This window comes from Enterobacter sp. I4, from assembly GCF_022669095.1.
In the GTDB taxonomy this organism is placed as follows: Bacteria; Pseudomonadota; Gammaproteobacteria; order Enterobacterales; family Enterobacteriaceae; genus Enterobacter; species Enterobacter pasteurii.
Window position 1 is genome coordinate 1,665,941 of the sequence record NZ_JALBUO010000001.1, and the last position, 24,045, is coordinate 1,689,985.

Genomic DNA, 24,045 nt, shown 5'->3' on the forward strand with positions numbered 1-24,045 from the left:
TTCTCCGGGGGCATTAACTGCCCCCGAGAGGCACCAGCAGCACATCCACCTGGCTTGACGAAACGATAGATTTTGCCGAACACGCCGCCCGGGAAAAAAAACTCTGGTTATGATTACCGCAGATAACCAGGTCAATATTCTCCTGCCTGCACATGGCGAGAATATGTTCGCTTAACTCCCCGGTGGCGATTACCGACTGGTGAACGGGATAGTTTGCCCTCTCTGCCAGCTCGCGCAGAAATTGCTGCGTTTCCTCCTGAAGAACCTCACGAATATCTTCCAGCATCGGCGCAGCCAGCTGATTATACATTTCAGGTTCAGCGGCCAGCGTGATCAGGCTGATGCGGGCATTGTTCGGGCGGGCGATGGAAACGGCGCGGGCGACAAGGTGGTGGCTTTCAGGCGAAACAGCAACGGAAACAAGAAGATGGGAGTAACTCATCACACACTCCTTTATGTCAGAATGACGCGTTTTCCCAGCTTTACCGCGAATCTGGCGCTGCTGCAAGAGGGGCATACGACAGAAATGTGAAGCTTATCATAATTATTCATTAATTATTCTTATAAGAAGAATAACTAAAACGCCGCCCTAAATGAAAATAATTAACAACTTAACGCAAATCACACATTTAACCTTCCGTGCTGTTAAATCGCCTTAATCGATACTCAACGCGGGTGCGATAATTACCCTCCGAAACTACCTTTCCTTTTATCGACGATAACCTACTGTTTTTACTAAATAAACTACACCTGCTTTCTATAGGGGTATACCCAAAAGGCGAAAGGGGAGCGGGTTTACGCTGGCAGGCAATTTCCGTGCCCGATCCGTCATTCCTCTGCATGGGTATTCGATCAATAAGAATATAAATCAGCTTCGATTGTTCGAAAAATAGACAAATTACAAGTCGTGCTGATGGATTTATAGGTTACATTCGCGTAAATTATGTGACGTGGATCACATTTATTTTAAATTTCAGGGGGGGCTGCATTGTATGTGTCAAAACTGACGAGTAGAGTTTGCGTCGAATTAGGAAAAATCTTAGTTATTTGTAAGAAAAGATAAAATGTGTAACCGACTTTTGGGCCATGTCAGCCGGTCACGCGCTTTACGACGTACAAACCTTAATTCAACTATGCATTTAGCCTTTTCTTTTTATACCGGGTGATTTCCCGGCGACATCACGGGGTGCGGTCTTACCGCATAAAAATAATAGTTGGTTATTCGGGATGGGAAAAATGCATACATCCGAGTTGCTAAAACATATTTATGACATCAATTTGTCGTATTTACTGCTCGCGCAGCGTTTGATTAGTCAGGATAAGGCATCAGCGATGTTTCGTCTGGGTGTTACCGAAGAGATGGCAACCATGCTGGGTGGATTAACGCTCCCGCAAATGGTCAAGCTGGCTGAAACTAATCAACTGGTTTGCCAGTTCCGCTTTGATAACCCGCAGACCATCACGCGTCTGACTCAGGAATCCCGCGTGGACGATCTGCAACAGATCCACACCGGTATTCTTCTCTCCACCCGCCTGCTCAGCGAAATCAGCCAGCCTGATGACGTAGCCCGGAAGAAAAGGGCTTAACAATGAGCGAAAAAAGCATTGTTCAGGAAGCCCGTGATATACAGCTGGCGATGGAACTCATTACGCTGGGTGCTCGTTTACAGATGCTGGAAAGCGAGACGCAGCTGAGCCGTGGTCGTCTGATCAAGCTGTACAAAGAATTACGCGGAAGCCCGCCGCCGAAAGGTATGCTGCCGTTTTCGACAGACTGGTTCATGACCTGGGAACAGAACATTCATGCCTCCATGTTCTGTAACGCCTGGCAGTACCTGCTTAAAACGGGCTTATGCAGCGGCGTTGATGCCGTTATCAGAGCCTACAAACTTTACCTTGAGCAATGCCCTCAGCAGGAAGAAGGGCCCCTGCTGGCGCTAACCCGCGCATGGACGCTGGTGCGTTTTGTTGAAAGCGGAATGCTTGAACTGTCGCGCTGCAACTGCTGCGACGGCAATTTTATTACCCACGCGCACCAGCCTGCGGGCAGCTTTGCCTGTAGTTTGTGCCAGCCTCCGTCCCGGGCCGTAAAAAGACGTAAACTTTCCCGGGATGCTGCCGATATTATTCCACAACTGCTGGATGAACAGATCGAACACGCTGTTTAACCCGAACCTGTGGGCAAGATTCCAGCAGCGGTAAGCGATTACCGCTGCTTTTTTTTACCCTGCGTTCCGGTAACGCGCTCGAACTGAACGTCCTGCCATAGTCACTAGCGGAAGGATGATGTCGTGCTTATCTTATTAGGTTACCTGGTAGTTCTCGGTACAGTTTTCGGCGGTTACATGATGACCGGCGGGCACCTTGGAGCACTCTATCAACCGGCTGAACTTGTCATCATCGGCGGCGCAGGGGTAGGGGCTTTTATCGTTGGTAACAACGGTAAATCGATCAAGGGCACGCTGAAGGCGATTCCGCTGCTGTTTCGTCGCTCAAAATACACCAAAAGCATGTATATGGATCTGCTGGCGCTGCTCTATCGCCTGATGGCGAAGTCGCGCCAGCAGGGGATGTTCTCGCTTGAGCGGGACATTGAAAACCCGAAAGAGAGCGAAATTTTCGCCAGCTACCCGCGCATTCTTGCCGACGCGATAATGCTCGATTTTATCGTGGATTACCTGCGCCTGATCATCAGCGGCAACATGAACACCTTCGAAATTGAAGCCCTGATGGACGAAGAAATCGAAACCCACGAAAGCGAATCCGAAGTGCCGGCAAACAGCCTGGCGCTGGTGGGCGACTCGCTTCCGGCCTTCGGGATCGTGGCGGCGGTCATGGGCGTGGTGCATGCCCTGGCCTCGGCGGATCGCCCGGCGGCAGAGCTGGGCGCGCTGATCGCCCACGCGATGGTGGGGACGTTCCTCGGTATTTTGCTGGCCTACGGTTTTATCTCCCCGCTGGCAAGCGTTCTGCGCCAGAAGAGCGCCGAAACTACAAAAATGATGCAGTGCGTGAAGATTACGCTGCTCTCTAACCTCAACGGCTATGCGCCACCGATCGCCGTCGAATTTGGTCGTAAGACGCTCTACTCCAGCGAACGTCCGTCGTTCATCGAGCTGGAAGAGCACGTGCGCGCGGTGAAAAACCCAAACCAACAGACGACAACTGAGGACGCATGAAAAACCAGTCCCATCCGATCGTCATCGTCAAAAAGCGCAAGCATAAGGGGCACGGACACGGTTCTCACGGCTCCTGGAAAATCGCCTACGCCGACTTTATGACCGCCATGATGGCCTTCTTTCTGGTGATGTGGCTGATCTCCATCTCCAGCCCGAAAGAGCTTATCCAGATTGCGGAATATTTCCGAACCCCGCTGGCAACGGCGGTGAGCGGCGGGCCGCGCATTTCGAACAGCGACAGCCCGATTCCCGGCGGCGGTGACGATTACACCCAGCAGCAGGGCGAAGTCAAAAAGCAGCCCAACATCGACGAGCTGAAAAAACGGATGGAGCAGGCGCGCCTGAAAAAACTGCGCGGCGATCTGGATCAGCTGATAGAGGCCGATCCGAAACTGCGCGCGCTGCGCCCGCACCTGAAGATCGACCTCGTGCAGGAAGGTCTGCGTATTCAGATCATCGACAGCCAGAACCGGCCGATGTTCAAAACCGGCAGCGCCGACGTTGAGCCGTACATGCGCGATATTCTGCGCGCCATTGCGCCGGTGCTGAACGGCATTCCTAACCGCATCAGCCTGTCCGGGCACACGGATGATTTCCCGTACGCCTCGGGAGAAAAGGGATACAGCAACTGGGAGCTTTCTGCCGATCGCGCCAACGCCTCGCGTCGCGAGCTGGTGGCGGGTGGGCTTGATGATGGCAAGGTACTGCGCGTGGTCGGCATGGCGGCAACCATGCGCGTTACCGACCGCGGGCCGGATGACGCCATCAACCGTCGTATCAGTCTTTTAGTGCTGAACCAGCAGGCGGAGCAGGCCATCCTGCATGAAAACGCCGAAAGTCAGAGTGAGTCACTGGACGATTTAAAACAGCCTGGGGCCGTCCCTTCGGCTGCCGTTCCAACATCGCCACCAGCCAATCCGAGGTGATAGCGTGAGCATGGATATTAGCGATTTTTACCAGACATTTTTCGATGAAGCCGATGAACTATTGGCTGACATGGAGCAACACCTGCTGGACCTGGTGCCTGAGGCACCGGATTCCGAGCAGCTTAATGCCATCTTCCGTGCGGCGCACTCCATCAAAGGCGGGGCCGGTACCTTTGGTTTTACCGTCCTGCAGGAAACAACCCATTTAATGGAAAACCTGCTTGATGACGCCCGACGCGGTGAGATGCAGCTCAATACCGACATTATCAACCTGTTTTTGGAAACGAAAGATATTATGCAGGAACAGCTCGACGCCTATAAAAGTTCGGCAGAGCCTGATGCCGCCAGCTTTGAATACATCTGCAATGCGCTTCGTCAGCTGGCGCTGGAAGCCAAAGGTGAGGCGTCCGCGCCGGTTGTCCCTGCGGCAAAACTGAGCGTTGTGGATGCGGTTGCCGGGACGGATGCTGCGCCTGCCGCACCCGCTGGCAAGCTGCGGGTGGTGCTGTCACGCCTGAAAGAGAACGAAGTCAACCTGCTGGAAGACGAGCTGGGCAATCTGGCGACGTTAAGCAACGTGGTGAAGGGCAAAGACAGCCTGGCCGCGACGCTCGACGGCGGCATTGGTCAGGACGATATCGTGGCGGTGCTGTGCTTCGTTATTGAAGCCGACCAAATCGCGTTTGAAACCGAAGACGCGGCCGTTGAAGCCCCCGCGCCGGTAGAGGACGTTCCTGCCGCGGTGCCCGCCGCGCCGGCGCTGAAGGCGGTACCAAAAGAGACGGCGGCACCCGCGCGCGGTGAAAAACCGGCGGCGCGCTCCAGCGAGTCCACCAGCATTCGCGTGGCGGTAGAGAAGGTGGATCAGCTAATCAACCTGGTGGGCGAACTGGTGATCACCCAGTCGATGCTGGCCCAGCGCTCCAACGAGCTGGACCCGGTTACCCACGGCGATCTCATCACCAGCATGGGTCAGTTACAACGTAACGCCCGCGATTTGCAGGAGTCGGTGATGTCCATCCGCATGATGCCGATGGAATACGTCTTCAGCCGCTTCCCGCGTCTGGTTCGCGACCTGGCGGGCAAGCTCAACAAGCAGATCGAGCTGACGCTGATGGGCAGCTCCACCGAGCTGGACAAGAGCCTGATCGAGCGCATTATTGACCCGTTAACGCACCTGGTGCGTAACAGCCTCGACCACGGCATCGAGCTGCCTGAAAACCGCGTGGCGGCCGGGAAGTCACCGGTTGGAAACCTGATCCTGTCAGCGGAACACCAGGGCGGCAACATCTGCATTGAAGTGACCGACGACGGCGCGGGGCTGAACCGCGAGCGCATTCTGGCAAAAGCCGTTTCGCAGGGCATGGCCGTAAACGAAAATATGACCGATGAAGAAGTGGGCATGCTGATCTTTGCGCCGGGCTTCTCAACCGCGGAGCAGGTCACCGACGTCTCCGGCCGTGGCGTGGGCATGGACGTGGTGAAACGTAACATTCAGGAGATGGGCGGCCACGTTGAGATCCAGTCTAAACAGGGCGCGGGCACAACTATCCGTATCCTGCTGCCGCTGACGCTGGCCATCCTGGACGGAATGTCCGTCAAGGTGGCGGACGAGGTGTTTATTCTGCCGCTGAACGCGGTGATGGAATCACTCCAGCCGCGCGAAGAAGATCTGCATCCGCTGGCGGGCGGCGAGCGCGTCCTCGAAGTCCGCGGCGAGTACCTGCCGCTGGTGGAGCTGTGGAAAGTGTTCGAAGTGGACGGTGCCAAAACCGAGGCCACGCAGGGAATCGTTGTGATCCTGCAAAGCGCCGGACGCCGCTATGCGCTGCTGGTCGATCAGCTGATTGGCCAGCATCAGGTGGTGGTGAAGAACCTGGAAAGTAACTACCGCAAAGTGCCGGGGATCTCCGCTGCCACCATTCTGGGGGATGGTAGCGTCGCGCTGATCGTCGATGTATCGGCACTTCAGGGATTAAATCGTGAACAACGTGTGGCGTACACAGCCGCCTGATTAAGTAGAAGGTAATAACATGACCGGTATGAGTAACGTAACGAAACTGGCGGGCGAGCCATCTGGGCAGGAATTCCTGGTTTTCACTTTAGGTGACGAAGAGTACGGTATCGACATCCTGAAAGTGCAGGAAATTCGCGGATACGATCAGGTAACGCGCATTGCCAACACGCCTGCGTTCATCAAGGGTGTAACCAACCTGCGCGGCGTGATTGTGCCAATCGTGGACCTGCGCGTGAAGTTCAGCCAGGGCGATGTGGAGTACAACGACAACACGGTGGTGATTGTCCTGAATCTCGGGCAGCGCGTGGTGGGCATCGTGGTGGATGGCGTGTCTGACGTGCTGTCGCTCACCGCCGACCAGATCCGTCCCGCGCCGGAGTTTGCGGTCACGCTGTCAACGGAATACCTGACGGGGCTGGGCGCGCTCGGCGAGCGTATGCTGATTCTGGTGAATATTGAGAAGCTGCTCAACAGCGAAGAGATGGCGCTGCTGGATATCGCGGCCAATCACGTGGCATAGGTAAACGCAAAACGGCAACCCGGTTGCCGTTTTTAGCGTTAGCATCCTCTCCCGTGGGAGAGGGACGGGGTGAGGGCAACAGGCCTCACCTTTTTTACACCCTTACGCTTCCTGCTCCACCAGCTCCGCTTGCGCCTCGCGCGCGCCTTCATTCTGCGACAGCATCGCCGTCGCAATGCCGTTCCCCAGCACGTTGATAGCCGAACGCCCCATATCCAGGAAATGGTCGATCCCCATCAGCAGCAGGATCCCGGCCACCGGAATATTAAAGCTCGGAATCGTTGCCGCCAGCACCACCAGCGACGAGCGCGGTACGCCCGCAATCCCCTTTGACGCCAGCATCAGGGTTAACATCAGCACCGTGACCTCGGTAAAGCTGAGGTGAATATTGTACGCCTGGGCAATAAACATGGATGCGAACGAGCAGTACACCATAGAGCCAACCAGGTTAAACGAGTAGCCGATGGGCAGGACAAAAGAGGCGATATTTCGTGAACAGCCAAAGCGTTCCAGCTGTTCCAGCGTTTTAGGATACGCCGCTTCGGAGCTGCTGGTGGTAAACGCAACCAGCACCGGATCTTTCAGCATGGCCACCAGGCGGAAAATGTTTTTCTTCAGCACCATGTAGCCCACCGCCAGCAGCACCATACAGGTCAGGAGGATCGCCACGTAGTAACCGCCGATAAAGGAGGCATAGTTCAGCAGAATGCCCAGACCCTGGGTAGCAATGACGGACGAAATCGCCGCGAAAATGGCCAGCGGCGCAACGTACATCACGTAGCCCGTCACCTTCAGCATAATGTGCGATACCACGTCCAGCGCCGCAACCAGCGGAGCGTTGAATTTTTGGCCTAATGACGCGCCGCCGATGCCGAAGAACATCGAGAAGACCACAATTTGCAGGATCTCATTGTTCGCCATCGCGCCCGCAATGCTGGTGGGGATCGTGTGCGATACGAAGGCCTTCAGCGACATGCCGCTAACGGCCAGGCCGGTATCAACCGTCTCTGCCGGAATACTCAGGTTCAGGCCGCTGCCGGGTTGTTCCAGGGTAACAATAAACAGCCCCACCAGGATCGACAGCACGGATGAGCTGATAAACCACACCATCGCCTTGCCGCCCACGCGTCCAATAGTCGACGTTTCACCCAGCTTCATAATGCCCACCGTCAGGGTGCTGAACACCAGCGGGGCAATCACCATTTTAATCAGCCGCAGGAAAATGTCGGTCAGCAGCGTAATGTTCTCCGACCAGGCCTGAATCGCGTCGGGCGAAGCATACTCGTGGATCGCCGCGCCTGAAAGAATACCCGCCAGCATGAAAATCACGATGAAGAGCGTGAGTTTATTTGCACTTGCCACAAAAAGATCCTCTATGCACTAAAAGAGCTCCTGTGCCAACACATGCAAATTTTTTATTTAAGCACAGGAAAATATTCAGGGCATAAATTGAAGTAAAGCTGCGTCACATACAACTTGTTTTTAATTTTTATCGAATTAGTTGTTTTTGCTTCGCCGATATATCGTGATCGAGATCACACTTTAAGCGATATATCTTCAGGGCAAGCAAGAATAATGCCCGTTTTATTTTCCTAACTCTTTGTAATATTTGTTAATAGTCTGTTAATTCAGGGCGTATTGCCGTCAGAGCGGCGAAAGTGGTTGAAGCAGTATCCATAAACTAAATTCTCAGTAACCGCGGTGAGGGATGTTTAAGCGGGGCTAACATACTGAACAGTATGAATAAAATATGGCAAGCGAACCAGAATTTCTCCCGGAGGGCGGTAAATGAAAAGAAAACTTCTTGTTATCTGCGCGGGCACGCTGCTGGCGGCGACGACCGTCGGCCAGGCCCTGGCGGTCACCAGTAGCGGCACTATCGGTGCGACGCTCACGCTGACTAACGGTTGCTTAATCAACGGCTCGCCAACGCAAAACGGCATTAACTTCGGGACACTCGATTTTGGGACCCATCCGGCTACCTTCTCCACGCTGACAACGCAGCTGACCGGCGCCAGCGGAGGTAACACCTTTACCATTCAATGCACCACCGCCAGCTATACGGTGGCGATTACCGGCAACACCAACGCCACCGCGCCCGGTACCGTTGTCGGCACCCCGGGTACGCCGGGCCGCTATTTGATCAACACCGCCAACGCGGCGCAGGGCGTGGCCTACAGCCTGTTCAGCGATAGCGGTTACAACAACGTGGTGGCAAATAACGCCGCGCTGCCGGTCGCCTCTACGGCGGGTGGGGTGGATAGCTACACCCTCTACGCACGCATAACGGGCGGCGGCAACAGCGTGACGGTCGTACCGGGAACCTACACCGACACGATTAACGTCAGCGTAACCTACTAGTTCAGCCATGAAGGCGTTGTGTTCACGTCTGCGCGAGCGCGCAGAGGGCGTCGTGCACCCTTTTTTAGCCCTGGTCGCCGGGTTGATGATGATCCCCGGCGCCGGGGCGGTGACCACCCAGTCATTCAGGGTGAGCGCGACGGTTGTACCGGGCTGCTCGGTGAGCACCGGCACGGGCGGACGCTTCGGGACCCTGGATTTCGGGAGCCACAGCGGCGTGAAGAACACGCCGGTGAGCACCAGCTTTGTCGCCGACGGCGCGTTGTCCATCGCCTGTACGCCGGGCGTGGCGCTGAGCATGAGCATTAACGGCGGGCAGAACTACAGCTCGGTGCGGCGGATGACCCGTTCAGGCGGGACAGAGGTGGTCGGATACCGCCTCTACAGCAGCAGCTCGCTGGCCGCAAACAGTGAAATAGGGGTTAACCAGGCCATACCAATTACCTATACCAACAGCAATAACATCGCGCTGCCTTTATTTGGCGTCGCGCTCCTGACGGGGTTCAGCCTGCCGGGAACTTATTCAGATCAACTCACCGTGACCTTGTCATGGTAGGAAAGGGAGAGCATTGATGAAGCCATTTTTCAGGCGGTTATGCCTGGCGGGGCTGCTGGGGACGACGGCCCTCGCGGCGGGTCAGGCGCGGGCAGCGGCAACCATTCTCCTGTGGCCCATCGATCCGTGGCTTTCGGCAGACGCCAAAGCAACGGAGCTGTGGATCCAGAATCAGGGAAACAGCGCCACGACAATGCAGGTGCGCATTGTGCGCTGGAAGCAGGAGGGCGGGTATGAGCGCTATACGGCGCAGCAGGACGTGGTCGCCAGCCCGCCAATTGTGACCATCGGCAGGGGCAATAAACAGCTGATTCGCCTGATCAGGCAGGGGACGATCCCGTCGGGCGTCGAGCAAGCCTACCGCATTATCGTGGATGAACTGCCCCAGCCGGATGCCAAAGCCGAACCGTCCATGGGCCTCAAGCTGCAAATGCGCTACTCCATTCCTTTATTCGTCTACGGTCAGGGGATCCCCACCATCAACGAAGGCGCGCATCATGCGCTGGTAAACCCCGGCAACCTGAGCTGGCGGGTCATTCAGGAGCAGGGTAAACCCGCGCTGCAGGTGCGCAATCAGGGGGACGTTCACGTCAGGCTTAGTCAGGTTGCGGTTGAGCAGGGCGGGCAAAAACGCACGGTTGCCGAGGGGCTGCTGGGCTATGTGCTGCCGGGCAGCACCCGAAGCTGGCCGCTTCCGGCAGGTATTTACCAGCCGAACCGGATGAGCGCGCAAATCAATGCCAGGGATACGCAATGGCAATCGACCCCCGACAGCTGAAACCGGCAATGATGATCCTGCTTTGCGTCAGTACCAGCTCGTGGGCCGAAGGCGGTGACGACAGTTTACCGCCGCCGCCGGACGCGCGGTCGATGAACGGCGAAGCCGTGTTCCAGCTCGCACTGGTGCTGAACCACTATGACACGGGCCAGGTCGTGCCCGTGACGCAGCGCGGGGGAGCCTGGTTTATTTCGGGGGCGGATTTGCTTCGCGCCGGGCTGCCGCCGGAGCACGTGCCTGCCGGAGAGGTGAACCTTTCAACGCTTTCATCGGTGCGCGTGGAGTATGACAGCAGCGCCCAGCGGCTGCTGCTGACGGTTCCCCGGGAGTGGGTTGCGGCGCGGGTCACCTCGTTTAACGGTCAGAGCGCGCAAAGCAAGCCGCATTATGGCCGGGGCGCGCTGCTCAACTACGACGTTTATACCAACCATACCGAGCACACGGGCGGCCAGGCGTCGGTGTGGCATGAGTTCCGCTATTTCAACGAAGACTATTCATTTTCTTCGACAGGGTACGCGCGACAGAATTTCGCCGGAAGCAGCGGGCAGCAGGAGGGGTACGTGCGCTACGACTCAACCCTGCTCATCACCAACGAGGACGATGCCACCACCTGGACCGCCGGGGACGTCATCAGCGATGCGCTGAGCTGGAGCAGCAGCGTGCGCATGGGCGGGATCAGCTACGGGCGCGACTTCTCCCTGCGTCCGGATCTGGTGACCTGGCCGCTTCCGGAATTTTCCGGTGAGGCGGCGGTGCCTACCTCGGTCGATCTGTTTATCAACGGCTACCGTTCCGGCTCCACCCGTCTTCAGCCGGGGCCATTTACCCTGACCAATCTGCCCTATATTAACGGCGCGGGGGATGCGGTACTGGTCACCACCGACGCGCTGGGGCGGCAGGTGAGCACCACGCTGCCGTTTTACGTCAGCAGCGATGTGCTGAAGCAGGGGCTGAGCGACGGCGCAGTGACGCTGGGTAGCCTGCGGCGCAACTACGGCATCGAGAATTTTGATTATGGCCCGGCGGCGGGCAGCGGATCGTATCGCTACGGTGTTACGGACTGGCTGACGCTGGAAGGCCATGCGGAGGGGGCGGAGTCGCTGGCGCTCGGCGGTGCGGGCACGGTGGTGAAGCTCGGGCGATTTGGGGTGGTCAATACCTCTTACACCCAAAGCCGGATGCGCGGCGACGAAGGGGGGCAGATGAACTGGGGCTATCAGTACAGCACCAGCGAGTTTAGCGTGGCAACTCAGCATACCCGGCGCGACCGCGGCTTCGGCAACCTTGCTCTTTACGATCGGCCCACCGTTTATGATGAATATGATAACCCCGTCGCGAGCCTGAGCCGCAACACAGATCAGTACTCCCTAACCTTTAACCTCGGGGATTACGGCAATATCGGCGCGGCGTGGATCGGCGTGGAGAATTTTGACAGCCAGAAAACCGAGCTGCTCAACCTCTCCTGGAGCCGAAACCTGTGGGGCTCAAGCAGTATTTATCTGGCCGCCAGCCGCGACCAGCAGCGGGGCGACTGGACGGTCGCGCTGTCGCTTCAGGTGCCGCTGGGGGAACGGGACAGCGCTGCCGTCACCTTTGAAAATACCCCGGACGCGGGCAGCACCCAGCGCGTCAACTATAACCACTCGATGCCTTCGGACGGCGGCTTTAGCTGGAATATGGCCTGGGCCAACCAGTCGCGCTCGAGCAACTACCAGCAGGCCACGCTCGGCTGGCGCAACAATAACGTTGAGCTTCAGGGGGGCGGCTACGGCGAGCAGGGCATGATGACGTGGTGGGGCGAGGCGATGGGCTCCATCGTGCTGATGGACGGTGAACTGTTTGCGGCGAATAAAATCAACGACGCGTTTGTGGTTATTAGCACCGACGGTCACCCGGACGTGCCCGTCAGCTACGAAAACCAGCCGGTCGGCAAGACCAATAGCAAAGGCTATCTGCTGGTCAGCGGCGTGTCAGCCTATTATCCGGCGAGCTACCGCATCGATACCCTGAACCTGCCGGCGGATACCCGGCTGAAAGAGACCGAGAGGCGGGTGGCGATTCGCCGCCACAACGGCTATCTGGTGGATTTCCCGATGGAGCAGGAGCGCGTCGCCAGCGTGATCCTTCACGATGCGCAGGGGAATGCCGTTCCGGTGGGAAGCCAGGTCAGGCGCGCTTCCCGCAGCAATGCGGTGGTTGGCTATGACGGCATCGCCTGGCTGGAAAACCTGAACGACGTGAACCCGCTGGAGGTCACCATGCCGGACGGCAAACGCTGTACCGCCACGCTGACCGTGGGCGAAAACCCCGGGCATAAGCTGCAAACCTTCGGTCCGCTGACCTGCCGGGAGGCGCCGTGAAGCGCCTGCTTATCGCGCTCCTGCTGCTGTTCTCCGGCGGCAGCTGGGCGGCCTGCACCGTCAGTACGGTGAATGCCGCGTTTGGCAGCGTCACGTCGTTTGCCCTTAGCGGTACGGGGGAGGTGCAAACCACCGGCACGCTGGTGGTGGCCTGCGACACGGTTCTCAACCTGCTCACCAACGACTCGGTGACGCTGACCTACACCTCGGCGTCGATAGCCGCCAACAGCCGCGCCACCATGAAACGTACCGACAACGCGGCCATCGCTGACGTGATCCCTGCGCGCCTGTGCGGTGCCTCAGGCTGCGGCGCAAACAGTGAAGTGCAAATCAGTAAAACCTATAGCTGGAGCGGCAACACGCTGCTCGGGCTGCTGGGGTCACGGCGCTACAATATTCCGCTTTATTTCCGTACCGTGCCGGGGCAGAACGTCACGGCCGGGCCGTACCAGGTGTTGTTAACGTTCAGCATCAGTTACAACGTCTGTGCCGTTGGCGTCGCCGGGGCATGCCTGACGCCGCAAACCGGCACGGCGACCACCTCCATTCTCCTCAACATGAACGTGACCAACGATTGCAGCACCATGAGCACGCCGGACGTCAACTTCAACAGCGCGCCGCTGGTGCAAAACTTTCCCACCGTCTCACAGTCCGTTGCCGTCACCTGCACCAAGGGCAGCACCTACACCATAGGCATAAACAATGGTGCCAACGCCCTGAACAACGTTCGCCGTATGGTCAGCGGCAGTAACTTTATGAGCTACGACATCTTTAAAGAGGCGTCGGGCAACCGCTGGGGCGGCAGCGGCAGCGAGCGCTGGGCCAGCGCCAGCTCCTCCCAGGTCAGCACCGACGGGCTTTTGCGCACCTATAACTACACCGCTAAGGTCCTGACCAATCAGGCCACGCCGCCGGCAGGTACCTACACCGACACGCTGATCGTTGACGTTGCGTTCTGACTCCCCGCGCTTTTCCCTTTCGCAAATGTAAAGTTCCCGTGGCCTGTGCCGATAACACCGTTAATAAATCTATGAGAAGGTGTTGTATGTTGAACCGTATCCGCGTTGTCACAATGCTTATGTTGGTGCTGGTCATTTTCGCACTTCTTCAGCTTATTTCCGGCGGCCTCTTTTTCTCGTCGTTAAAACAAAACCAGGACAGCTTCGCGGCCTCGAACGATGTGCGCATGCAGCAGAGCGAGCTGACCACGACCTGGGACCTGATGCTGCAGACGCGTATTAACCTGAGCCGCTCGTCCGCCCGCATGATGATGGATCCTGGCAACCAGCAGAGCAGCGCGAAAACGGAACTGCTGAAGAACGCGCGCGCGACGCTGGCCGACGCGGCAAAACACTACGACACCTTCAAAAAAATCGCCCCTCAGCCAGCAATGGCGCAGGCGAGCGCAAACATAGATGAAAAATATCAGGCCTACTTCGCTGGCCTGACGGAGCTGGTGCAGTTCCTTGAGAACGGCAACATGGAGGCCTATTTCGCCCAGCCGACCCAGGGGATGCAGAACGCCCTCGGCGCGGCGCTCGGGGAGTACGCTAAGGCCAGCGGCGAGCTTTATCACTCCGCGTTTACGCAGAGCCAGAACGATTACCGCTTTGCGAAATGGCAGATGGCGGTTCTCGCCCTCGCGCTGGTCATCGTGCTGATGTCCGTGTGGTACGGCATTCGCCATATCCTTCTGAACCCGCTTGGCCGCGTCATTGCCCATATCCGCGAGATTGGTCGCGGCGACCTGACGAAAACGCTGGTTATTTCCGGGCGCAACGAGATCACCGAGCTGGCAACCAGCGTCGATCGCATGCAGCGTTCGCTGATTGAGACCGTCGCGAACGTGCGTGAGGGGGCGGATGCCATTTATATCGGCACCAGCGAAATTGCGATGGGCAACAACGATCTCTCATCCCGTACCGAACAGCAGGCGTCGGCCCTTGAAGAGACGGCGGCCAGCATGGAGCAGCTCACGGCAACCGTGAAGCAAAACGCCGACAACGCCCGTCAGGCGTCTCAGCTCGCGGAAAGCGCCTCCGACACCGCCCAGCGCGGCGGGCGGGTCGTAGACGGCGTGGTGAAAACCATGCACGACATTGCCGACAGCTCAAAGAAAATTGCCGACATCATCAGCGTTATCGACGGTATCGCCTTCCAGACCAACATTCTCGCGCTGAACGCCGCCGTGGAAGCCGCGCGTGCTGGCGAGCAGGGGCGCGGGTTTGCGGTCGTCGCCGGTGAAGTGCGTAACCTCGCCAGCCGCAGCGCCAATGCGGCGAAAGAGATCAAAGCCCTCATTGAAGACTCTGTTTCACGCGTGGATACCGGCTCGGTGCTGGTGGAAAGCGCGGGTGAAACCATGAATGACATCGTGAATGCCGTGACTCGCGTGACGGACATCATGGGTGAAATCGCCTCTGCATCGGACGAGCAGAGTCGCGGTATTGACCAGGTCGCCCTGGCGGTATCGGAAATGGATCGTGTGACGCAGCAAAACGCCGCGCTGGTGCAGGAGTCCGCCGCCGCGGCTGCCGCGCTGGAGGACCAGGCGAGCCGCCTGAAAATGGCCGTCTCGGCGTTCCGTCTTACTTCAACAATGACAAATACGGTCAGCGCGCGTACCGGGTACGACGACGCAGCCCCGGCGCCCGCGGCGACACGCCCGCGCGCAGCGGTGACCGGACAAGATGAAAACTGGGAAACATTTTGACTGACAGTTAAACCGCGGCCGCTTGCCGCTTGATGGGAGCGTGGATGTTAAATCGTATTCGTATCTCGACCACACTGTTTTTGATTCTGATCCTGTGTGGGGTGTTGCAGGTTGGCAGTAACGGGTTGTCTTTCTGGGCGTTTCGCGATGGCTATCAGAATTTGCAGGAAGTTGAGACGAGTAATCAGCAGCGCTCCGCGCTGGCACAAACGCGTGCCGTGCTGTTGCAGGCAAGCACCGCGCTGAACAAAGCCGGGACGTTAACCGCGCTGAGCTATCCGCCGGATGATATTAAGGCGCTGATGGCGATTGCCCGCAGCAGCCTGAAGCAGGCCGATGCGCAGTTTAAGGCATTTACGGCGCAGGAAGCCGTAAGTGAAAAAGAGAAAGCGCTGAAGGGCGCCATGAAGAAGAACTTTGATGCCTGGTACGGCGATCTGGAACATCAGGCAACGTGGCTGGAGAACAACCAGCTTTCTGACTTCCTGACCGCGCCGGTGCAGGACTCGCAGGCGGCGTTCGACGGCAGCTTCAACGCGTGGCAGCAGGACATTAACCAGTTTGTCGCGCGTGCCGGCGCGGACAGCCGGACCAGCTACCGCACGTCGGGGGTGATTTTCCTGACCATGGTTGTCCTGGCGGCGCTGTTAACCGGCGGCTCGCTGTGGTGGGCGCGCAGGACGATCGTGCAGCCGCTGGCGGTCGTCAGCAGCCACTTCGACAGCATTGCGGGTGGCAACCTGGCGCGTCCGGTTGCCGTGTACGGGAAAAATGAGATATCCGCGATCTTTGCAAGCCTTAAGGCCATGCAGGGCTCGCTGCGGGAAACGGTAAGCGACGTGCGGCAGGGCAGCCACGCCATGCACAGCGGGATCTCAGAGATTGCGGCGGGCAATAACGATCTGTCGTCCCGCACCGAGCAGCAGGCGGCTTCGCTGGCGCAGACGGCGGCCAGCATGGAGCAGCTAACCGCGACGGTAAGCCAGAACGCCGATAACGCGCGCCAGGCGTCCGATCTGTCGAAACAGGCGGCGATGACGGCGAAGCGCGGAGGCGATCAGGCTTCTCACGTCGCCAGCACCATGCAGGACATCGCCGCCAGCTCGCAGAAGATTGGCGACATTATCAGCGTTATCGACGGTATCGCGTTCCAGACCAACATTCTGGCGCTGAACGCCGCGGTGGAGGCGGCGCGCGCCGGCGAGCAGGGGCGCGGGTTCGCGGTGGTCGCAGGGGAAGTCCGTAACCTTGCCAGCCGCAGCGCCAACGCGGCGAAAGAGATAAAAGGGCTGATTGAAGAGTCGGTCTCCCGCGTTCAGCAGGGCTCGGCCCTGGTGGATACGGCAGCGCAGACCATGCACGAGATTGTCACCTCCGTGACGCGGGTTAACGACATTATGGGGGAAATCGCCTCGGCGTCCGATGAGCAACGCCGCGGCATTGAACAGGTGGCGCAGGCCGTGACCCAGATGGATCAGGTAACGCAGCAGAACGCCTCGCTGGTGGAAGAGGCGGCGGCGGCAACCGAACAGCTGGCAAACCAGGCTGACCACCTTACCGGGCTGGTCGCCATATTTAATCTGAAAGAGCACGTTGAAGCAGTAACCGAAGTCGGACGGCCACAGGCCGTGCCCGTTGTATCCTGAATGTGATTAAGAAGGCGCTATGACATCACCCATGCCCTCAGGGCAAACGTCATTACTGTTGCAGATGACACAGCGCCTCGCGCTGTCCGACGCGCATTTTCGTCGGATATGTCAGTTAATCTACCAGCGTGCGGGGATCGTGCTTGCGGACCATAAGCGAGACATGGTCTATAACCGGCTGGTGCGGCGCCTGCGCACGCTGGGGCTGGACGATTTTGGCCGCTATCTGAGCATGCTCGAAGCGAACCAGAACAGCGCCGAATGGCAGGCATTTATCAACTCGTTGACCACCAACCTGACCGCGTTTTTCCGCGAAGCGCATCACTTCCCGGTGCTGGCGGAGCACGCCCGTCGCCGTAGCGGAGAGTATCGCGTCTGGAGCGCTGCGGCTTCTACCGGCGAGGAGCCGTACTCGCTGGCCATCACCCTGGCAGACACCCTGGGCATGGCGCCGGGCCGCTGGAAAGTGTACGCCAGCGATATCGACACCGAAGTGCTGGAAAAAGCGCGCAACGGCGTTTATCGCCAGGATGAGCTGAAAACGCTCTCTCCTCAGCAGCTGCAGCGCTACTTCATGCGCGGCACCGGCCCTCACGAAGGCCTGGTGCGCGTACGCCAGGAGCTGGCGAACTGCGTGGAATTTGCCCCCGTTAATTTACTGGATAAGCAGTACAACGTTCCGGGGCCTTTTGACGCCATTTTTTGCCGTAACGTGATGATTTATTTTGATAAAACGACGCAGCAGGACATTTTGCGTCGCTTTGTTCCGTTGCTCAAGCCTGACGGTTTACTGTTTGCCGGGCACTCGGAAAACTTCAGCAACCTCGTGCGTGAGTTTAGCCTGCGTGGGCAAACGGTATATGCGCTGAGTAAGGAAAAAGCATGAGTAAAATCAGGGTATTGTCAGTCGATGATTCGGCGCTGATGCGCCAGATCATGACCGAAATCATCAATAGCCACAGCGATATGGAGATGGTGGCCACCGCGCCGGATCCGCTGGTCGCGCGGGATTTAATCAAGAAATATAACCCCGACGTGCTGACGCTGGATGTCGAAATGCCGCGCATGGATGGCATCGATTTTCTGGAAAAATTAATGCGCCTGCGCCCGATGCCGGTGGTGATGGTCTCCTCCCTGACCGGGAAGGGCTCTGAAATCACTCTGCGCGCGCTGGAGCTGGGGGCGGTGGACTTCGTCACCAAGCCGCAGCTCGGCATTCGCGAGGGCATGCTGGCGTACAGCGAAACGATCGCCGAGAAGATCCGCACCGCGTCCCGGGCGAAGCTCGCCGCGCACAAACCGATGGCGGCTCCGGCAGCGCTGAAGGCGGGGCCGCTGCTCAGCTCGGAAAAGCTGCTGGTGATTGGCGCGTCAACCGGAGGAACAGAGGCAATTCGCCATGTACTCCAGCCATTGCCGCTCTCAAGCCCGGGTATCCTGATTACGCAACATATGCCGCCAGGCTTTACCCGCTCGTTCGCGGAGCGCCTCAACAAGCTGTGCCAGATTAGCGTGAAGGAGGCGGAGGACGGCGAGCGCGTGCTGCCGGGGCATGCGTATATCGCGCCGGGGGACAAGCATATGGAGCTGACGCGCAGCGGGGCGAACTATCAAATCAAAATTCATGACGGGCCGCCGGTTAACCGGCACCGTCCGTCGGTGGATGTGCTGTTTCATTCGGTGGCGAAACATGCGGGGCGCAACGCCGTGGGAGCGATCCTGACGGGGATGGGCAACGACGGCGCCGCCGGAATGCTTGCGATGCACCAGGCTGGCGCCTGGACGATTGCGCAGAATGAAGCAAGTTGTGTGGTGTTCGGCATGCCGCGCGAGGCCATCAACATGGGTGGCGTGAGCGAAGTGGTCGATCTTAGCCAGGTAAGCCAGCAGATGCTGGCGAAAATCAGTGCCGGACAGGCAATACGTATTTGACTCAGGAGTATTATTTTATGGCGGATAAAGAGCTTAAGTTTTTGGTTGTGGATGACTTTTCCACCATGCGACGCATTGTGCGCAACCTGCTGAAAGAGCTGGGCTTCAACAACGTTGAAGAAGCAGAGGACGGCGTGGATGCGCTGAACAAGCTGCAGGCTGGCGGGTTTGGTTTTGTGATTTCTGACTGGAACATGCCGAACATGGACGGGCTGGAGCTGCTGAAAACCATTCGCGCCGATGCGGGCATGGCCTCTATGCCGGTACTGATGGTGACCGCAGAAGCGAAGAAAGAGAACATCATCGCCGCCGCACAGGCGGGCGCAAGCGGCTACGTGGTGAAGCCATTCACCGCGGCGACTCTGGAAGAGAAGCTCGGCAAGATCTTCGAGAAACTCGGCATGTGAGGAGTTGGTTATGATGCAACCTGCTATGAAACCCGTTGAAGAACATTCGCCGAGCGACATCATTGCCCGCATCGGCAGCCTGACGCGCATGCTGCGCGACAGCCTGCGCGAGCTGGGGCTGGACCAGGCTATCGCCGAAGCGGCGGAAGCCATTCCTGACGCACGCGACCGTCTGGACTATGTGGTGCAGATGACCGCTCAGGCGGCCGAGCGCGCGCTGAACAGCGTTGAGGCGTCGCAGCCGCACCAGGACGCGATGGAAAAGGGCGCAAAAGCCCTGACCCGGCGCTGGGACGAGTGGTTTGAAAACCCCATCGAGCTGGCGGACGCGCGCGAGCTGGTGACCGATACCCGCCAGTTCCTTGGCGACGTGCCGGGCCACACCAGCTTCACCAACGCCCAGCTGCTGGACATCATGATGGCGCAGGATTTCCAGGACCTTACCGGCCAGGTGATCAAGCGCATGATGGATGTGATTCAGGAAATTGAGCGTCAGCTGCTGATGGTGCTGCTGGAGAACATTCCCGAACCAGCCGCCCGTCCGAAACGCGAGAACGAAAGCCTGCTCAATGGCCCACAGCTCGACGCCAGCAAGGCGGGCGTGGTGGCAAGCCAGGACCAGGTAGACGATCTGCTCGACAGCCTGGGTTTCTGATAGCCCGCTCTGCCTCGGGTCGCGAACGCGGCCTGAGGCAGTCAATGACATAATCAGTGAAAAGAGCCCGATTAAACGGGCTTTTCCCGCCATTGGAATTTCTCTGCGCTGGCATGATACCCGTGAATTAATGGGCTGCGAGCAGGCACAGTGGCAGAAGATAACGACGACAAAACGGAAGCCCCCACACCCCATCGGCTTGAAAAGGCGCGTGAGGATGGGCAAATCCCCCGATCCCGGGAGCTGACATCGCTGCTGATCCTGGTGGTCGGCGTGTGCATTATCTGGTGGGGCGGGGAGTTGCTTGCGCGCAGGCTGGCGGGCATGCTCTCAGCCGGCTTACGTTTTGACCACAGCATGGTAAACGATCCTAATCTAATCCTGATTCAGATCATCAACCTGGTAAAAAGCGCGATGATTGCCTTACTGCCGCTGATCGTCGGCGTGGTCATCGTGGCGCTGGTCTCCCCGGTCATGCTCGGCGGTCTGGTGTTTAGCGGTAAGTCACTGCAGCCAAAATTCTCCAAGCTCAATCCGTTTCCCGGCATTGCAAAAATGTTTTCCGCGCAAACGGGGGCGGAACTGCTTAAAGCGATCCTGAAATCGCTGCTGATGGGCGGGACGGCCGGGTTTTTCCTCTGGCACAACTGGCCGGAAATGATGCGCCTGATCGCCGAATCCCCTCTGACGGCGATGAAAAACGCCCTCAACCTGGCCGGGTTATGCTCGCTGCTGGTGGTGCTCAGCATTATTCCGATGGTGGCTTTCGACGTCATCTTCCAGATCTATTCCCATATCAAGAAGCTGCGCATGTCACGTCAGGACATCCGCGACGAATATAAGCAGATGGAGGGCGACCCGCACGTTAAGGGCCGCATTCGCCAGATGCAGCGTGCCGCCGCGCGCCGTCGCATGATGGAAGACGTGCCGACGGCTGACGTGATTGTCACCAACCCGACCCACTACTCCGTGGCGCTCCGGTACGATGAAAACAAAATGAGCGCGCCGAAAGTGGTGGCGAAAGGGGCAGGGCTGATTGCGCTGCGCATTCGTGAAATCGCGACCGAAAACCGCGTGCCGATCCTTGAAGCCCCGCCGCTGGCGCGTGCGCTGTACCGCCACGCGGAAATAGGTCAGCAGATACCGGGACAGCTCTACGCCGCTGTGGCAGAGGTACTGGCCTGGGTGTGGCAACTGAAACGCTGGCGTTTAGCAGGCGGTCAACGACCTGTAAAACCTGAGAACCTTCCGGTGCCTGAAGCACTGGATTTTTTGAACGAGAAGGACACTGATGGCTAATCTGGTGGCAATGTTGCGCCTGCCCGGCAACCTGAAATCGACGCAATGGCAGATCCTTGCCGGACCGATTCTGATCCTGCTAATTCTGTCGATGATGGTGCTGCCGCTGCCGGCATTTATCCTCGACCTGCTTTTCACCTTCAACATCGCGCTGTCGATCATGGTGCTGCTGGTGGCGATGTTCACCCAGCGCACGCTGGAGTTTGCCGCGTTCCCGACGATCCTGCTGTTCACCACGCTGCTGCGGCTGGCGCTGAACGTTGCCTCCACTCGTATTATCCTGATGGAAGGTCACACCGGTGCGGCCGCGGCGGGTAAGGTGGTTGAGGCTTTCGGCCACTTCCTCGTGGGCGGTAACTTCGCTATCGGTATCGTGGTGTTCGTCATCCTGGTGATCATCAACTTTATGGTTATCACCAAGGGCGCGGGGCGTATCGCAGAGGTGGGCGCGCGCTTTGTGCTCGACGGGATGCCGGGCAAGCAGATGGCGATCGACGCCGACCTGAACGCCGGTTTGATCGCGGAAGATGAAGCGAAAAAACGCCGTGCCGAAGTGACCCAGGAGGCAGACTTTTACGGCTCCATGGACGGTGCGAGTAAGTTTGTGCGCGGTGATGCCATCGCGGGCATTCTGATCATGGTGATTAACGTCGTCGGCGGCCTGCTGGTGGGCGTGCTGCAGCACGGCATGGACATGGGCCACGCGGCGGAAAGCTATACGCTGCTGACCATCGGTGACGGCCTGGTCGCCCAGATCCCGGCGCTGGTGATCTCCACGGCGGCAGGCGTAATTGTTACCCGCGTCAGCACCGATCAGGACGTGGGTGAGCAGATGGTTGGTCAGCTGTTCAGCAACCCGCGGGTGATGCTGCTGGCTGCGGCGGTTCTCGGCCTGCTCGGCCTGGTGCCGGGGATGCCGAACCTGGTGTTCCTGCTGTTTACCGCCGCGCTGCTGGGGCTTGCCTGGTGGATGCGCGGCCGGGAAACCCAGCCTGCGGCAGAGCCTGCGCCGGTTAAAATGCCCGAGAACACCCAGGCGGTCGAAGCCACCTGGAACGACGTTCAGCTGGAAGATTCACTGGGCATGGAGGTGGGGTACCGTCTGATCCCGATGGTGGATTTCCAGCAGGATGGCGAGCTGCTTGGCCGTATCCGCAGCATCCGTAAAAAATTCGCCCAGGATATGGGCTTCCTGCCGCCGGTCGTCCACATTCGCGACAATATGGACCTCCCGCCGGCGCGCTACCGCATTCTGATGAAAGGGGTTGAGATCGGCAGCGGTGACGCCTATCCGGGCCGCTGGCTGGCGATTAACCCGGGCACCGCCGCAGGCACGCTGCCGGGCGAGCAGACGATCGATCCGGCCTTTGGCCTGGCGGCTATCTGGATTGAGAGCGCCCTGAAAGAGCAGGCGCAGATCCAGGGCTACACGGTGGTCGAGGCCAGTACCGTGGTGGCGACACACCTCAACCACCTGATCGGCCAGTTCTCTGCCGAACTGTTCGGACGACAGGAGGCGCAGCAGCTGCTCGACCGCGTGACCCAGGAGATGCCGAAGCTGACCGAAGACCTGGTGCCGGGCGTGCTGACCTTAACCACGCTGCACAAGGTGCTGCAAAACCTGCTCGACGAGAAGGTGCCTATTCGCGATATGCGCACCATCCTCGAGACGCTGGCCGAACATGCTCCGCTGCAAAACGATCCGCACGAGCTGACCGCGGTAGTGCGCGTGGCGCTGGGAAGGGCTATCACCCAGCAGTGGTTCCCGGGAACCGGCGAGGTGCAGGTGATTGGCCTCGACACGCCGCTGGAGCGTCTGCTGCTCCAGGCGCTCCAGGGCGGTGGCGGGCTGGAGCCCGGACTGGCGGACAGATTACTGGCGCAAACCCAGGAGGCGCTGGCGCGTCAGGAGATGCTGGGCGCGCCGCCGGTGCTGCTGGTGAACCACGCGCTGCGTCCGCTGCTGTCGCGCTTCCTGCGCCGGAGCCTGAACCAGCTGGTGGTGCTGTCGAACATGGAGCTGTCCGACAACCGCAATATCCGCATGACGGCGACCATAGGAGGAAAATAATGCGTAAGTGGCTGTGGATCTTACTTTTCCCGCTCGCGGCGCAGGCCGCAGGCGAGGGTTCATGGCAGGCCAGCAGCATCGGCCTGACGCTTAACCATCGGGGAGAGTCGATCGCTTCCCGTCCGTTGTCTCCCCCTGAACCCGTCTCCGGGCAGATGACGCTGGTGGTGTGGAGCTATACGCCGATCGGACCGACGCCTGCCGGGCTGCGGGTGCGCCTGTGCTCGCTGTCCCGCTGCGCGGAAATCGACGGTCAGAACGGTACTACCCGGGCCTTCAACGGCGTGTCTGCCCAGGAGCCGTTACGCTTCATCTGGGAAGTGCCGGGCGGGGGCCGCCTGATCCCGGCGCTGAAGATTCAGCGCAACGAAGTCCTCGTTAACTACCGCTAGCCGCCTGCCTTTTCGCCAGCCTTCCGCATTTCTGAAGGCTGGCTCGCAAAATTGACCTTCCCTTTTGATACAAAAGAAACGCTGTTTTATAAATCAGTGACACGCGTATCGACACTCTTTGCATTTTTGCCATTCGCCACCCTGTGATGGCAGAAACAGAAAGGTTTCACCAGGTCGATACTTTTACTGTAGCCGTGTAAAAGCTCCCGGATGAGGTTTGCTTACAGGGAGTC

The 24,045-nt window shown here is 58.6% G+C and carries 22 protein-coding genes; 20 read left to right on the forward strand and 2 right to left on the reverse strand.

Annotated features, from left to right (window positions below):
• Positions 1–13: 13 nt before the first annotated feature.
• Entirely contained in the window at positions 14–442 is a 429-nt protein-coding gene (gene uspC, locus MOQ06_RS07925; protein ID WP_242172292.1) for a universal stress protein UspC, read from the reverse strand.
• Positions 443–1,236: 794 nt separating this feature from the next.
• On the opposite strand from uspC, the gene flhD reads away from it, so the two are divergent.
• The 6 genes from flhD (at position 1,237) to cheW (ending at position 6,642) form a co-directional block, all read left to right on the forward strand.
• Positions 1,237–1,587 carry a flagellar transcriptional regulator FlhD gene (gene flhD / locus MOQ06_RS07930; RefSeq protein WP_209007143.1) on the forward strand — a complete coding sequence of 117 codons (351 nt, stop codon included), beginning with the start codon at positions 1,237–1,239 and terminating at the stop codon, positions 1,585–1,587.
• Between the two features lie 2 nt (positions 1,588–1,589).
• A complete protein-coding gene (gene flhC, locus MOQ06_RS07935; RefSeq protein WP_193354660.1) occupies positions 1,590–2,168 on the forward strand; it encodes a flagellar transcriptional regulator FlhC in 579 nt (192 codons plus the stop codon).
• Positions 2,169–2,291: 123 nt separating this feature from the next.
• A complete protein-coding gene (motA, locus tag MOQ06_RS07940) occupies positions 2,292–3,179 on the forward strand; it encodes a flagellar motor stator protein MotA (protein ID WP_242172293.1) in 888 nt (295 codons plus the stop codon).
• Positions 3,176–4,105, forward strand: a complete 930-nt coding sequence (motB, locus tag MOQ06_RS07945; protein WP_148418102.1) for a flagellar motor protein MotB — start codon at positions 3,176–3,178, stop codon at positions 4,103–4,105. The genes motA and motB overlap by 4 nt, the downstream gene beginning before the upstream one ends.
• A 4-nt stretch (positions 4,106–4,109) precedes the next feature.
• A complete protein-coding gene (gene cheA, locus MOQ06_RS07950; RefSeq protein WP_242172294.1) occupies positions 4,110–6,119 on the forward strand; it encodes a chemotaxis protein CheA in 2,010 nt (669 codons plus the stop codon).
• A gap of 19 nt (positions 6,120–6,138) precedes the next feature.
• Entirely contained in the window at positions 6,139–6,642 is a 504-nt protein-coding gene (gene cheW, locus MOQ06_RS07955) for a chemotaxis protein CheW (protein ID WP_003859699.1), read from the forward strand.
• 102 nt (positions 6,643–6,744) lie between these two features.
• Here cheW and MOQ06_RS07960 read toward each other — a convergent pair whose 3' ends face one another.
• A complete protein-coding gene (locus MOQ06_RS07960; RefSeq protein WP_242172295.1) occupies positions 6,745–8,004 on the reverse strand; it encodes a dicarboxylate/amino acid:cation symporter in 1,260 nt (419 codons plus the stop codon).
• A gap of 426 nt (positions 8,005–8,430) precedes the next feature.
• Here MOQ06_RS07960 and MOQ06_RS07965 point away from each other — a divergent pair, with 426 nt between their 5' ends.
• From MOQ06_RS07965 to MOQ06_RS08030, 14 genes are all read left to right on the forward strand, one after another.
• Positions 8,431–9,003, forward strand: coding sequence for a spore coat protein U domain-containing protein (locus MOQ06_RS07965; RefSeq protein ID WP_148418099.1), 573 nt, complete (start codon positions 8,431–8,433; stop codon positions 9,001–9,003).
• A 7-nt stretch (positions 9,004–9,010) separates the two neighbouring features.
• Entirely contained in the window at positions 9,011–9,559 is a 549-nt protein-coding gene (locus MOQ06_RS07970; RefSeq protein ID WP_242172296.1) for a spore coat U domain-containing protein, read from the forward strand.
• 16 nt (positions 9,560–9,575) lie between these two features.
• Complete coding sequence (locus tag MOQ06_RS07975; RefSeq protein ID WP_148418097.1) at positions 9,576–10,337, forward strand: molecular chaperone; 762 nt, start codon at positions 9,576–9,578, stop codon at positions 10,335–10,337.
• Positions 10,313–12,697 carry a fimbria/pilus outer membrane usher protein gene (locus MOQ06_RS07980; RefSeq protein WP_242172297.1) on the forward strand — a complete coding sequence of 795 codons (2,385 nt, stop codon included), beginning with the start codon at positions 10,313–10,315 and terminating at the stop codon, positions 12,695–12,697. Before MOQ06_RS07975 ends, MOQ06_RS07980 begins: the two co-directional genes overlap by 25 nt.
• Positions 12,694–13,656, forward strand: a complete 963-nt coding sequence (locus tag MOQ06_RS07985; protein ID WP_242172298.1) for a spore coat U domain-containing protein — start codon at positions 12,694–12,696, stop codon at positions 13,654–13,656. The genes MOQ06_RS07980 and MOQ06_RS07985 overlap by 4 nt, the downstream gene beginning before the upstream one ends.
• An 86-nt stretch (positions 13,657–13,742) precedes the next feature.
• Positions 13,743–15,410 carry a methyl-accepting chemotaxis protein II gene (gene tar / locus MOQ06_RS07990; protein WP_242172299.1) on the forward strand — a complete coding sequence of 556 codons (1,668 nt, stop codon included), beginning with the start codon at positions 13,743–13,745 and terminating at the stop codon, positions 15,408–15,410.
• Positions 15,411–15,454: 44 nt separating this feature from the next.
• Entirely contained in the window at positions 15,455–17,056 is a 1,602-nt protein-coding gene (gene tap, locus MOQ06_RS07995; RefSeq protein WP_242172300.1) for a methyl-accepting chemotaxis protein IV, read from the forward strand.
• Between the two features lie 19 nt (positions 17,057–17,075).
• Positions 17,076–17,942, forward strand: a complete 867-nt coding sequence (gene cheR, locus MOQ06_RS08000; RefSeq protein ID WP_017384409.1) for a protein-glutamate O-methyltransferase CheR — start codon at positions 17,076–17,078, stop codon at positions 17,940–17,942.
• Positions 17,939–18,988 carry a chemotaxis response regulator protein-glutamate methylesterase gene (locus MOQ06_RS08005; protein ID WP_242172301.1) on the forward strand — a complete coding sequence of 350 codons (1,050 nt, stop codon included), beginning with the start codon at positions 17,939–17,941 and terminating at the stop codon, positions 18,986–18,988. The genes cheR and MOQ06_RS08005 overlap by 4 nt, the downstream gene beginning before the upstream one ends.
• Positions 18,989–19,005: 17 nt before the next feature.
• A complete protein-coding gene (gene cheY, locus MOQ06_RS08010) occupies positions 19,006–19,395 on the forward strand; it encodes a chemotaxis response regulator CheY (RefSeq protein ID WP_008500431.1) in 390 nt (129 codons plus the stop codon).
• Positions 19,396–19,405: 10 nt separating this feature from the next.
• A complete protein-coding gene (gene cheZ, locus MOQ06_RS08015; RefSeq protein ID WP_176610028.1) occupies positions 19,406–20,050 on the forward strand; it encodes a protein phosphatase CheZ in 645 nt (214 codons plus the stop codon).
• A gap of 150 nt (positions 20,051–20,200) precedes the next feature.
• Positions 20,201–21,349, forward strand: a complete 1,149-nt coding sequence (gene flhB, locus MOQ06_RS08020) for a flagellar biosynthesis protein FlhB (RefSeq protein ID WP_148418090.1) — start codon at positions 20,201–20,203, stop codon at positions 21,347–21,349.
• Positions 21,342–23,420 (forward strand): flagellar biosynthesis protein FlhA, encoded by a 2,079-nt coding sequence (flhA, locus tag MOQ06_RS08025; RefSeq protein WP_148418089.1) that lies wholly within the window; start codon positions 21,342–21,344, stop codon positions 23,418–23,420. Before flhB ends, flhA begins: the two co-directional genes overlap by 8 nt.
• The gene (locus MOQ06_RS08030; protein WP_176611196.1) at positions 23,417–23,812 is read left to right on the forward strand and encodes a flagellar protein FlhE; all 396 of its coding nucleotides are present in this window, start codon (positions 23,417–23,419) and stop codon (positions 23,810–23,812) included. The genes flhA and MOQ06_RS08030 overlap by 4 nt, the downstream gene beginning before the upstream one ends.
• Positions 23,813–24,045 lie beyond the last annotated feature (233 nt).